The sequence below is a fragment of the Ruegeria sp. AP12 genome (genome assembly GCF_056540025.1).
This window is the reverse complement of record NZ_JBQFVZ010000005.1, coordinates 24,351-35,970: the sequence shown is the minus strand read 5'-3', so window position 1 is coordinate 35,970 and position 11,620 is coordinate 24,351. Positions and strand designations below refer to the sequence as shown.

Sequence of the window (11,620 nt, the reverse complement as noted above, 5' to 3'; positions counted from 1 at the left end):
AGAACTTAGTCGAGCTCGTACTTGGTCTCGTAATTTTCCCTCAGCGCCGAGTCCTGATCTTCTTTGCGCAACAGGCAGTTGCCGATCGACAGAACCTCGATATCCGTACCCATGAAGCAGCGGAACGCATCGGTCGGAGTGCAGACAATCGGCTCGCCCCGCACGTTGAACGAGGTGTTCACGACCAAAGAGCATCCGGTCAGGTCTTTGAACTTGGAAATCAGCGCGTGATAGGCCGGGTTCGTGTCCTGATGCACGGTCTGAATGCGGGCAGAGTAATCCACATGGGTCACCGCCGGGATCTCGGATCGTTTGACGTTCAGCTTGTCGATGCCAAACAGATCGTTTTCCTCATCCGTCATCTGGCGGCGGATTTTTTCCTGAACATCGGCCACGATCAGCATATAGGGGCTGTCGCCGTCCAGCTCGAACCAATCCGCGACGTCCTCGCGCAGGACAGACGGCGCGAAGGGGCGGAAGCTTTCGCGGTATTTGACCTTCAGGTTCAGGGTTTTCTGCATCGACTCGGATCGTGGATCCCCCAGGATCGAGCGTGCGCCCAAGGCGCGTGGCCCGAACTCCATCCGACCCTGAAACCATCCGACCGCTTTTCCGTCCGCCAGCGCCTGCGCAGTCTGGTCGACCAGTTCACCGTTTTCGTAGGTGGTGAATTTGGCCCCCGCGCGGGTCAGTTCCTTGGCAATCTCATCATCTTCGAAACGTGGGCCCAGATAGGCCCCCTGCATCTGATCGCCCGAGGTGACCTGTCGTGGGTTCCCCAATTCCTGATGCCACGCAGCGCAGGCGGCCCCTAGTGCCCCGCCTGCGTCCCCGGCGGCAGGCTGAACCCAGACGCTATCAAACGCGCCGTCCCGCAGAATCTTGCCGTTTGCCACGCAGTTCAGGGCGACACCGCCCGCCATGCACAGATTTCGGATGCCGTGTTCGCGCGCCAGATCGCGGGTGATACGCAACATGATCTCTTCGGTCACGGCCTGAACGGATGCAGCGATATCCATATGAAACTGCGTCAATTGATCGGTTTCGGGCTTGCGCACCGGCTGGCCAAACAAATCCTCAAGCGCCTTGCTGGTCATGGTCAGACCGGCCGTATAATTAAAGTACTTCTGGTTCAGCCGGAATGAGCCGTCCTCTTTCAGATCAACCAGATGTTCGAGGATCAGATCCTTGTATTTCGGCATACCGTACGGGGCCAAACCCATGACCTTGTATTCGCCGGAATTGACCTTGAACCCGGTGTAATAGGTGAAGGCGGAATAAAGCAGACCCAGCGAATGCGGGAAATGCAGTTCCTTGACCATCGTCAGCTCATTGCCGCGCCCGATGCCAACCGTTGTCGTGGCCCATTCACCGACACCATCCACCGTCAGCACAATCGCCTCTTCAAAGGGTGAGGGGTAAAACGCGCTGGCGGCGTGGCTGACATGATGTTCCGAGAACAGGATCTTATCGACGGTAAAACCGGGATCGATTTTGCGAAACTGTTTGTTCAGCAAATCCTTCAGAAATAGCTTCTCACGCAACCAGACCGGCATGGCCATTCGGAACGAATTGAACCCGCGCGGCGCGACTGCGATGTAAGTTTCGATCAAACGTTCGAATTTCAGAAACGGTTTATCGTAGAACACAACATTGTCCACGTCCGCCAATGTGATGCCTGATTCGGCCAGCACGTATTGGATCGCCTTTTCCGGAAATCCGGGGTCGTGTTTTTTGCGGGTAAACCGTTCCTCTTGCGCGGCGGCCACGATCTGGCCGTCGCGCAACAGTGCTGCGGCGCTGTCGTGATACAGCGCGGAAATGCCCAAAATATACGTCATAAGATCAGAACAGCGTGTAAACGAACGGCGCAATGGCCGAACCTTGGCTAAGGACGATCAGCCCTCCGAATACACCCAACATGACAAAGATGGGCAGCAGCCAAAACTTCTTTCTGACCCTCAAAAACGACCAGAGCTCGGAAACGAATGTCACGTCTGGTACTCCCTTCTTTAAAACTGTTGTTTCATGCTGCCAGGCTGGTCCTTGCGGACAACCCAATAGCTTTCTGCACTGCTGTCTAGCCTTTCGGACAATAGATCTTTGCCCAACAAACGCGCCACAAGGCCAAACGGCACAAAGGTGGTGATGAAGACCAGAAACATCACGACGGGCGCGACAATGGCCCCCAATAGCATGCCAAACTTGAACCAAAGCCGGTTCGGTTTGGCCAAAACCTGCGGGGCAAGAAAGGTCAGCGCAAGGATGATCCCAGCAATCGCAAGCAGTATCCAACGCGGGGACCCGCCGCCAAATACAGGCCACAGGGCAATGATCAGAAAAACCGCTGTGAAGACAAATCCGAACCCGCGCTCGGACCCGATTTCGACATCAACATTCGCGTGATGGTCAGACATGACACACAACCAAACAACTAAAACTCAACCACATGTAATAAGGTAGCATTACCTTCGGTTGAAACAAGTGAATTGGGTCACAATGCGACCGGGAATCTGCCATCTGACGCCAAGCAGTGTCACACCCAGGCCATTCTGATCCCCCAAATCCCCGCGAAAGCGCACAAAGCCGTTGCAGCCCGTGGGCGTTTTCCGTCACATGTCCTCATGACGCCGCCCAAGATCACCTCTGAGCGCGAAAGCACCGGCACACATGTGCGCATTTCGGGCGCGCTGTTGACGCAGTCCTTGGAAACGGTCGAACGCGACTTCGCCGCGGTTCAGCCAGTTGGCGGCGACGTGACCGTGGACCTGTCGGAAATCGAGGCGTTGGATACCGGTGGCGCGTGGCTGGTGGCGGACCTGTCGCGGCGGTTCACGGCCAATGGCGCGCAGCTTCAGTTTCTGGGGTTGAAACCGGCACATGCCGCTTTGATCGATACCGTATCGCACAACATCCCAGACAAGCCGGGGCGGCTGGCCAAACCAAGGACTTTCGCCGATTGGGTCGAGAGCGTTGGCCGCAGCACCTTCGGGGCCTGGAAGGATACGCTGTCGATCCTCGGGTTTCTGGGTCTGACCCTGCACCGGCTGGCCCGCACAATTGCGATGCCATGGCGGCTGCGACGGGCGGCCCTGTTCACGCACATGGAAGAAACCGGGTTCAAGGCCCTGCCCATCGTGGCGCTGATGGGGTTTCTGATCGGCGTTGTTCTGGCCTTTCAGGGCGCCACGCAGCTGAAACAGTTCGGGGCCGAGATTTTTGTGGTCGAACTGATCTCAATCTCGGTTCTGCGCGAGTTGGGGATTTTGCTGACCGCGATCATCGTCGCGGGCCGGTCAGGCTCGGCCTTTACCGCCTCAATCGGGTCGATGAAGGTGCAGGAAGAGATTGACGCCATGCGCACGCTGGGTCTGGACCCGATCGAGGTTCTGGTGGTGCCACGTGTTCTGGCCCTGCTGATCATGTTGCCAATTCTCGGCTTTGTTGCCGATATGGCCGGGCTGTTCGGCGGCGCGTTGATGAGTTGGATCGATCTGGGCATCAGCCCCGGCATGTTCATCACGCGCCTGAACGAAAGCACCGATGTCTGGCAACTGGCCGTTGGCCTGATCAAGGCCCCGTTCTTTGCGCTGGTCATCGGGGTCATCGCCTGCTGGCAGGCCATGCAGGTCAAAGGGTCGGCGCAAAGCGTTGGGCAACGCACCACCGCCTCGGTGGTGCAGTCGATTTTCATGGTGATCGCCATCGACGCGCTGTTTTCGATCTTCTTCTCAGAGCTGGGGATCTGACATGGACGGCACCGTGCAGCATCAGACAACCCCGGTGGACGTACAGCGCGAGGCGGTGATCCGTGTGCGTGGGCTGCGCAATCAGTTCGGGCCGCAAGTGGTACATGACGACCTGAATCTGGATGTCTGGCGGGGTGAGGTTCTGGGTATCGTCGGCGGCTCGGGCACCGGTAAATCGGTACTGTTGCGCACGATTGTTGGGCTCAACACACCTGCGGCGGGCAGTATCGAGGTTCTGGGCGTCGATGTTCTGAACGGCCCCGAAGAAGATCGCCGCCGCATTGAACGCCACTGGGGTGTCGCCTTTCAGGATGGCGCGCTGTTTTCTTCGCTGACTGTGCTGCAAAACGTCATGGCCCCGCTGCGCGAACATACCGGTATCAGCGAACGGTTGATGGAGTCGCTGGGCGCATTGAAAATCAGCCTGGTCGGGCTGCCACAGCTGAGTTGCGGCAAGTTCCCGTCGGAACTGTCGGGCGGTATGCGCAAACGGGCCGCACTGGCGCGGGCGCTGTCGCTGGACCCCGAGATCGTGTTTCTGGACGAACCCACCGCCGGGTTGGACCCCATCGGTGCGGCAGCCTATGACGCGCTGATCCGCGAGTTGCAGCAGGCGCTGGGACTGACCGTCTTTATGGTCACGCACGATCTGGACAGCCTTTATGCCATCTGCGACCGGGTCGCCGTGCTTGCAGAAAAGCGCGTGCTGGTCGAAGGTCCGATTGAAGAGATGACCAAGGTCGATCATCCTTGGGTGCAGGAATACTTCACAGGCCCCCGCGCCCGCGCGGCGCAGGACAAAGGGCAGGACAGGTAGAGGCGATGGAAACCCGGGCGAATTACATTCTGATCGGCGCGTTCACCCTTGCGGGCATTCTGGGGGCGTTCGGCTTCTTCCTGTGGCTCGCCAAATTCGAAGTGACCCGCCAATACGCCTATTACGATGTGCTGTTCGACAATGTCTCGGGCCTGTCGGCGGCGGGCGGCGTCAGCTATAATGGCCTGCCGGTCGGGCAGGTGATCTCGTTGAACCTGGATGAGGACGATCCGTCGAAGGTTCGTGTGCGCATCGAGGTGGACGCCGATATTCCGGTTACCGAAGAAACCATTGCGCAGCTGCAATCGCTGGGGGTGACCGGAGTGGGCTATGTCGAGCTAACCGGCGGCTCCACCTCGGCAGCGCGTTTGCCGCAGGACAGCGTGATCAAAAGCAAACGCAGCACCATTCAGTCCCTGTTTGAAGGCGCGCCCAAAGTGCTGGACGAGGCTGTGACCCTGCTGCAGGAACTGAACTCGGTCGTGGATGAGAAGAACCGGAAGGCCGTGTCCGACATTCTGGACAACCTCGCCTCGGCAACCGGTCGGCTGGACAAGACGCTTTCGGATTTCGAATCCGTCTCGGCCAATATCGGCAATGCGGCGCAGGATATCGGGGTCTTCACCAAAAAGCTGGACCCGTTGATCAGTTCCGCTGAATCCACCCTTGAAACCGGTACGGACACATTGAAGTCGATCAAAACCGCTTCCGACACCGCAAAAGAGGCGCTGGATGAGGCCAAGGTGACCCTGACGACGACCAACCGCGTGATCGAACAGGATATCCGCCCGTTCATCGAACGCGGCTCGGATCTGGCCGAGAACCTCACCCGGTTGTCACAGGAGGCTGGCGCATCCCTCAGCGTGATCACCGAGACCGTTCTGAACGCCAACACGACGCTTGGATCGATCACCTCGACCATGGACTCGGCTAAGAGGGCGCTGGCCTCGGCAGAGCGGGCTTTTGACTCGGCCAATCAGGTGATCGAAACCGACGTCGCCCCGGTGGCGCAGGATATTCGCCGGGCCGCCAATCAGGTGACCGAGACCGTCGCAGGCATTACCGACAAGATCGACAAGATCTCTGACGACGTGCTCAGCGCGTCGAATTCCGCGAAAGAGCTGCTGGGCACCATCGACGGGGTGGTGCAGGACAATCGCCGTCAGGTGTCTGATTTCCTGCGGGTCGGATTACCGCAGTTCATTCGGTTTATTGAAGAATCCCAGCGTCTGGTCATCAGCCTTGATCGCCTGGTCGACAAGGTCGAACGCGACCCGGCACGCTTTTTGCTGGGCACCCAAGCATCGGAGTTCCGTCAATGATAAGGCCCCTTATTCTATCCCTGGTGGCTGTGATACTGGGCGGTTGCGCCGGTTTGGGCACGTTGCAGCAGGCCTCAAAACCGAACGATTTGTATCTTTTGACGCCCAAAAGCACGTTCGCATCCTCGCTGCCGCGTATCCAGAAGCAGATCGTGGTTGAAGAACCCACCGCAACAGCGGCTGTGAACACCGACCAGATCGCGGTGCAACCGACCCCTTTGCAGGTTCAGTACCTGCCGCGCGCGCGATGGGTGGATCGGGCCCCGCTGATCGTGCAGGCGCTGCTGGTCGAAAGCTATGAGAATTCGGGCAAGGTCGCGGCCGTTGGTCGATCAACCGTGGGTCTTCGCGCCGATTACGTCATCGCGCCGGACCTGCGCGAATTTCAGGGCATCGTGGTGTCCGAGACCGAAAACGGCAAAACCGTCCGCATCGAAGTCCGTATGAACATCAAGATCATCGATGAATATGAAGACAAGATCATTGCCTCAAGCTCGTTTCAGGAAAACGTAGTGGCCGCCAGCGATCAGACGCCCGATCTGGTCAATGCCTTCGACGTCGCATTGGGACGAACGATGCGGGACGCGGTGGAATGGAGCGTGCGCCGGATCAATACGCACGCTGCCAATAACCCCCGTTCGACCGTTAACTGACGCCGTCAGAAATGCGCGGCTGACGCGCGCTGCCAATCCGCTGCATATTCGGCCGGAATTGTGTCGGACAGAAACGCGCCTTCATCGACCAGCGTGTATAGTTCGGCGTAAGAATACTCCCGTTCGTCGGCTGTACGGCGGCGGATATCAGCGAGTGTCAGTTCGGACACGGTCTGTTTTCCCATCGCGCCCAGCAACTCGCGGAAGCTTTCCAATGTGGCGTCATGATAGCGATGCACCCGCTGGCGTTTTTGCGGAACATTCACCGCACGGCCCCGGATCGGGTCCTGTGTGGCCACGCCCGAGGGGCAGCGGTTGGTGTTGCAGTGCAGCGCCTGTATGCAGCCCACCGCAAACATCATCGCGCGCGCGGCATTACACATATCCGCGCCAAGGGCGAATTTTTCGACCATGTCGTAGCCGGTAGCCACTTTGCCCGAGCACATGATCCGGATCTTGTCGCGCAGCCCGGCACCGCGCAGGCAGTTGTTCACGAAGATCAACGCCTCGTTCAGCGGCATTCCCAGACGGTTGGTGAATTCAACCGGGGCAGCCCCGGTACCGCCTTCCGAGCCATCAATGGTGATGAAATCGGGCAGAATACCGGTTTCCAGCATGGCCTTGCAGATCGCCATAAACTCGGACGGGTTGCCGATGCACAGTTTGAAGCCGATCGGCTTACCGCCCGACATCTCGCGCAGATGCTGCACGAATTCGATCAACCCGGTGGGGCCGTCGAAAGCGGAATGAACGGGGGGTGAAATCACATCCTGATGTTCGGGCACGCCGCGGATCTCGGCGATTTCCTTGTCAACCTTCGCGGCCGGAAGCACCCCGCCATGTGATGGCTTTGCCCCTTGCGAGAGCTTGATTTCAATCGCTTTGACGACGTCTTTCTTGGCTTTCTCCGCGAACTTGTCCTTGTCAAACCCACCTTCGGGCGTGCGACAGCCGAAATAGCCGGTGCCGATCTGCCAGATGATATCGCCACCTTCGGCCAGATGATGCGGTGACAGCCCGCCTTCGCCCGTGTTGTGCGCAAACCCGCCATCCTTCGCCCCGCCGTTCAGGGCCCGGATCGCATTGGCGCTGAGCGCGCCAAAGCTCATGGCCGACACATTCAGGCGCGACGCGTCATAGGGTTTTTCGCATTGCGGCCCGCCCAGCATCACCCTTTCTTCGCTTTCGTGTACATCCTTGGGCACAAGCGAGTGGTTGGCCCGATGGTAGCCCACAGTCAGGATGTCATATTGGGTACCAAACGCCTGCGTATCGACCTGACCTTTGGCGCGGGAATAGACAAGGCTGCGAATGATCCGGTTGTAGGGCCGCCCGCTTTCGTTGGTTTCCACGAAATATTGCCGGATTTCGGGGCTGACGAATTCCAGCATGTACCGAAAATGCCCCAGCACCGGATAGTTGTTCAGCACGTTATGCTTGGTGGTCAGCATGTCGTACATCCCGATCACAGCGTACGGGATCAAAATGACCAGAAGCCAATGCGCCGGGGACCAGAAAAAGCCCAAAACCGCCACCAAGGGCAGACAGACGAAACTCAGAAAATAATAGAGCCTGCGTACAACCATTCCTGATCTCCTTGGGTGGGTTGTTGGTGGGGGCGGTCTGAACCCATGTGATTTAGACCGAAGGCATTGACGCCAAAGTGAAACATCTTGGCTTTTGATTGCAAGCCCTTAGGTGTCGCGGAAACAAACCGGTCGGGAATGTGAAACCACGTTACAGGTTTGATTGATCCCGCGGTTCGCGCACAGTATGCCAGTCAAGCGACAGCAATAGGCGGGACGGGTGGCAGGACCAAACGGCAAGACTGCGAAACATGGGCGTTTCCTGATGTTCTTGTCCGTATTTGTGGGCGGGGCGCTTGGGTCGCTGCTGCGCGGACTGTTTACGCTGGACATTCCCGGCGTGCCTGTCCTGACTGCAACCTTTGGTATCAACATCTTCGCGTGTTTTGTGCTGGGCTGGCTGTATGCCATCCGGCACCGGGTCCACGCGCATGTTCTGCACCTGGGGGCCGTCGGGTTCTGCGGCGGGCTGTCGACGTTTTCCTCATTCGTGGCAGAACTTGACCGGCTGGCCCAAACCGCGCTTTGGACGGCCCCCGCTGCTGCGGCGCTTGAGATCGCGTTTGGTCTGACGGCGGCTCTTGTGGGTGAGGCATTGGGGCGGCGGTTTCATGCAATAGGTGGGCGGCAATGACTGACCTGTACCTGCATGCGATGTTCGGCTTGGGCGGCGGGCTTGGTGCGGTTCTGCGCCATTGGCTGGCATTGCGGGTCACCCATGCCCTGCCCCTGTCCACGCTGATCGTGAACGTACTGGGCAGTCTGCTGCTGGGCCTGTGGATCGGCTATCTGGGCGGTCCGGTCGAGATGGGGGAAGAGCAGAAACGCTTGGTTTTCGGCTTTTGCGGCGGATTCACCACGTTTTCTAGCTTTGCCTATCAAACGCTGGAATTGCGCCGCGAGCGCACGCTTGCACTGGCAGCAGGTAATATCATGGTCAGCCTTATTCTGTGCTGGGGGGCCTTGTGGCTGGGGTTGGTGCTAACCCGCTAATGGGCATGTACCTGAGCCGTTGTGCCCGGCTTCGGGGCCCGGCAGAAAAACAACAACGGCAAGGTCGCCAGCGCCAGCAGCCCCAGATTGTTGAACACGGTCAGGTACGAGATCATCTCGGCCTGTCGCGCGATCTCTTGCCCCAGAATGGCCGCGCCTTGGGCACTGTCCGGTGTCAGCCCCAAGGGCGCCAGATAAGCCTGTGCCGCCGGGTTATAGGGCGTGACGTTCTGGCTCAGCACCGCGGTATTGGTCTGCAATCCCCGCACGACCCAAGTCCCGACCAGTGAAATACCAACCGATGAGCCCAACTGACGGGTGACGTTGAACAGGCCCGAGGCCTCGTCCTGCCGCGCTTTGCTGATGCTCTCGAAGGCCAGAATGGACATCGGGACAAAGACAAGCCCCATACCCAGACCGCTGATGATGCCGGGAATGGCCAGTTCCCAGAATCCTGCATTCAAGTTCAGCATCCCCATCATGAAATTGCTGATTGCGGTCAGCGTCATTCCGACCCCGGCCAGCACACGGGGGTCTAACCGTTTCACCAGCAGGGCACCGGTTGCGACCATGGACACTCCGGCCGCAAGACCACGCGGGATGAACAGGTGGCCGGATTCGATGACCGGATAGTCCAGCAGCGTCTGAACAAAGGTCGGTAAAATGGCGATGCCGCCATAGAGCGACACCGCAAACCCCACGATCACCAGATTACACAGGGCAAAGTTGCGGTCCGCGAAAAGGCGCAGATCAACAACCGGAGTTTTTGCTGTCAGGCAATGTACGATCAACCCCAGCGCGCCCAGAACCGACGCAACAAGCGCAACCTGAATAATGCGCGAGGACAGCCAGTCCTTGGTCTCACCCTGATCCAGGATGAATTGCAGGCACCCGATGCCAAGGGCCAGAAGCGCAAGGCCCTGCCAATCGATCTTCACCTCTTCGGTCTCGTCCTTCGGCAGCTCTCCGGCCAGCAACAGCAGCGCCATGGCCGCAATCGGCAGGTTCACGAAAAAGACCATCCGCCACGAGAAATACTCGGTCAGGATCGCGCCCACCGTAGGGCCCAGAACCGGGGCCACGACTACACCGAGGCCAAATACGGCCATCGCCTCGCCCCGTTTTTCGCGCGGGAAGGCGTCGAACAGAATGGATTGCGAAAGGGGGATCAGGAAGGCCCCGAACATGCCTTGCGCCAGTCGGAAGAACACGATGGTCTCAAGGCTCCAGGACAGGCCGCACATGATCGACATGCAGGCAAAGCCGGTCACGGCGGTCAGGATCAAGCGGCGTCGCCCGACCCGGCGCGCGACAAAGCCGGTCAACGGCATTACCACTACCGCCGAGACGATATAACTGGTCAGGATCCACGTGGCCTGATCGGTTGTGGCTCCGAATGCGGCCTGAATATGCGGCAGGGCCACGTTGACGATTGTGCTGTCCAGAACTTCCAGAATGGCACTGCAGACCACAGCAACCACGATCACCGGATTGACGTGGCTGCTTGTCATGCCGGTCATTGCGTTGCTGCTGTCGTGTCCACGACCACCTTGCTGCTGCCACCAACACGCAGGGGCGCATCGGTCGGATCAAGCTCAATCCGAACGGGGAAGCGGCGGGTGACCTTGACCCAGTTGCCGCTGGAATTCTCGGAGGGCAGCAGCGAGAATGTATCCCCCGACCCGCGCCCGATCGAGGCGACTTTGCCCGTCAAAGTCACTCCCGGCAGCATGTCGATCTGAACCGTCACCGGCTGACCGGGACGAATGCGCGGCAGCGCGGTTTCCTTGAAATTCGCATCGACCCACCAGTCGGCGGATTCGACGATGGAAAACTGCGGCGCATTGGCAGACACCGACGATCCGGGCCGCAGGGTCAGGTTGGCAATCCAGCCATCGGCGGAAGCAAAGACTTTGGTCCAGGCCAGATTGGCCTTGTCGATTTCCAGCTGGGCGCGTGCTGACAGTATATCGTCCTGCTTCGCCGCCAGCCCGCTTTGCAAGGCCAAAAGGCTGGACTGGCTGCTGGTCAACTGTGCCGAAGCCTGCGCGAAATCCGAGGTTGTCTGATCCAGCGAAGACTGCGCCACATCCCCTGTCGAGAACAGAACCTTGGCGCGTTCCAGCGCCTTTTGCGCTGTGTCATAAGCGGATTGCGCGCTTGCGACCGATGCCTCGGCGGCCGCAATCTGAGTTGCGTATGATTTGGCCTGCTGCTCGGCGCTGTCCAGATTGGCCTTGGACTGATCCACCGACGCCTTGAACTGCGTGTCATCTATGGTGAACAGCAGATCGCCGCTTTTGACCGCTTGGTTTTCGTCAACATGTACCTTGGCCACCTGCCCGGTCACCTGCGGCGCGATGTAGATGATATTCGCGCCGACATAGGCGTCTTGCGTGGACGGATACCTCTCTTCATGTCGCCAGAACAGGAACAGCCCCGCACCAATCGCGGCAAGCATGACAAGAATTGCGACAAGCTTCAGCGACTTCATAACTCA

At 58.9% G+C, this 11,620-nt stretch carries 12 protein-coding genes; 6 read left to right on the top strand and 6 right to left on the bottom strand.

The genetic code is table 11. From position 1 onward, the window contains the following. Window positions 1-5 precede the first annotated feature (5 nt). From ACR0E6_RS14380 to ACR0E6_RS14370, 3 genes are read right to left on the bottom strand one after another with little or no spacing between them, the layout of a single operon-like run. Window positions 6-1,841 (bottom strand): carbamoyltransferase family protein, encoded by a 1,836-nt coding sequence (locus tag ACR0E6_RS14380; RefSeq protein ID WP_480584547.1) that lies wholly within the window; start codon window positions 1,839-1,841, stop codon window positions 6-8. 4 nt (window positions 1,842-1,845) lie between these two features. After that, a complete protein-coding gene (locus tag ACR0E6_RS14375; protein WP_170453733.1) occupies window positions 1,846-1,995 on the bottom strand; it encodes a DUF5989 family protein in 150 nt (49 codons plus the stop codon). Window positions 1,996-2,012: 17 nt separating this feature from the next. After that, the gene (locus ACR0E6_RS14370) at window positions 2,013-2,417 is read right to left on the bottom strand and encodes an SxtJ family membrane protein (protein ID WP_480584545.1); all 405 of its coding nucleotides are present in this window, start codon (window positions 2,415-2,417) and stop codon (window positions 2,013-2,015) included. 207 nt (window positions 2,418-2,624) lie between these two features. Between ACR0E6_RS14370 and ACR0E6_RS14365 the strand changes: the two genes are divergently transcribed. The 4 genes from ACR0E6_RS14365 to ACR0E6_RS14350 are packed head-to-tail and all read left to right on the top strand — an operon-like array spanning window position 2,625 to window position 6,541. Continuing rightward, the gene (locus ACR0E6_RS14365) at window positions 2,625-3,749 is read left to right on the top strand and encodes an ABC transporter permease (protein ID WP_480584543.1); all 1,125 of its coding nucleotides are present in this window, start codon (window positions 2,625-2,627) and stop codon (window positions 3,747-3,749) included. Window position 3,750: 1 nt separating this feature from the next. Continuing rightward, complete coding sequence (locus ACR0E6_RS14360; RefSeq protein ID WP_170622119.1) at window positions 3,751-4,566, top strand: ABC transporter ATP-binding protein; 816 nt, start codon at window positions 3,751-3,753, stop codon at window positions 4,564-4,566. 5 nt (window positions 4,567-4,571) lie between these two features. After that, a complete protein-coding gene (locus tag ACR0E6_RS14355) occupies window positions 4,572-5,888 on the top strand; it encodes an MlaD family protein (RefSeq protein ID WP_480584541.1) in 1,317 nt (438 codons plus the stop codon). Continuing rightward, window positions 5,885-6,541: an ABC-type transport auxiliary lipoprotein family protein gene (locus tag ACR0E6_RS14350; protein WP_170453728.1), complete on the top strand. Its 657-nt coding sequence runs from the start codon at window positions 5,885-5,887 to the stop codon at window positions 6,539-6,541. The genes ACR0E6_RS14355 and ACR0E6_RS14350 overlap by 4 nt, the downstream gene beginning before the upstream one ends. A gap of 5 nt (window positions 6,542-6,546) precedes the next feature. On the opposite strand, the gene ACR0E6_RS14345 is transcribed toward ACR0E6_RS14350, so the two are convergent. Then, complete coding sequence (locus ACR0E6_RS14345; protein ID WP_480584538.1) at window positions 6,547-8,127, bottom strand: FMN-binding glutamate synthase family protein; 1,581 nt, start codon at window positions 8,125-8,127, stop codon at window positions 6,547-6,549. Window positions 8,128-8,347: 220 nt separating this feature from the next. On the opposite strand from ACR0E6_RS14345, the gene ACR0E6_RS14340 reads away from it, so the two are divergent. Further along, entirely contained in the window at window positions 8,348-8,761 is a 414-nt protein-coding gene (locus ACR0E6_RS14340) for a fluoride efflux transporter FluC (protein WP_480584536.1), read from the top strand. Next, window positions 8,758-9,120 (top strand): fluoride efflux transporter CrcB, encoded by a 363-nt coding sequence (gene crcB, locus ACR0E6_RS14335; RefSeq protein ID WP_170736202.1) that lies wholly within the window; start codon window positions 8,758-8,760, stop codon window positions 9,118-9,120. The genes ACR0E6_RS14340 and crcB overlap by 4 nt, the downstream gene beginning before the upstream one ends. Here crcB and ACR0E6_RS14330 read toward each other — a convergent pair. Both ACR0E6_RS14330 and ACR0E6_RS14325 read right to left on the bottom strand, forming a co-directional pair. Further along, window positions 9,117-10,640 carry a DHA2 family efflux MFS transporter permease subunit gene (locus tag ACR0E6_RS14330; protein ID WP_480584534.1) on the bottom strand — a complete coding sequence of 508 codons (1,524 nt, stop codon included), beginning with the start codon at window positions 10,638-10,640 and terminating at the stop codon, window positions 9,117-9,119. The genes crcB and ACR0E6_RS14330 overlap by 4 nt on opposite strands. Continuing rightward, complete coding sequence (locus tag ACR0E6_RS14325) at window positions 10,637-11,614, bottom strand: HlyD family secretion protein (protein WP_170522980.1); 978 nt, start codon at window positions 11,612-11,614, stop codon at window positions 10,637-10,639. The genes ACR0E6_RS14330 and ACR0E6_RS14325 overlap by 4 nt, the downstream gene beginning before the upstream one ends. Window positions 11,615-11,620: the final 6 nt, after the last annotated feature.

Coding starts and splice junctions, on each gene's coding strand:
- ACR0E6_RS14330 (WP_480584534.1), bottom strand. CDS start 10,640: ATGACCGGCATGACAAGCAGCCACGTCAATCCGGTGATCGTGGTTGCT.
- crcB (WP_170736202.1), top strand. CDS start 8,758: ATGACTGACCTGTACCTGCATGCGATGTTCGGCTTGGGCGGCGGGCTT.
- ACR0E6_RS14355 (WP_480584541.1), top strand. CDS start 4,572: ATGGAAACCCGGGCGAATTACATTCTGATCGGCGCGTTCACCCTTGCG.
- ACR0E6_RS14325 (WP_170522980.1), bottom strand. CDS start 11,614: ATGAAGTCGCTGAAGCTTGTCGCAATTCTTGTCATGCTTGCCGCGATT.
- ACR0E6_RS14365 (WP_480584543.1), top strand. CDS start 2,625: ATGACGCCGCCCAAGATCACCTCTGAGCGCGAAAGCACCGGCACACAT.
- ACR0E6_RS14350 (WP_170453728.1), top strand. CDS start 5,885: ATGATAAGGCCCCTTATTCTATCCCTGGTGGCTGTGATACTGGGCGGT.
- ACR0E6_RS14360 (WP_170622119.1), top strand. CDS start 3,751: ATGGACGGCACCGTGCAGCATCAGACAACCCCGGTGGACGTACAGCGC.
- ACR0E6_RS14370 (WP_480584545.1), bottom strand. CDS start 2,417: ATGTCTGACCATCACGCGAATGTTGATGTCGAAATCGGGTCCGAGCGC.
- ACR0E6_RS14380 (WP_480584547.1), bottom strand. CDS start 1,841: ATGACGTATATTTTGGGCATTTCCGCGCTGTATCACGACAGCGCCGCA.
- ACR0E6_RS14345 (WP_480584538.1), bottom strand. CDS start 8,127: ATGGTTGTACGCAGGCTCTATTATTTTCTGAGTTTCGTCTGTCTGCCC.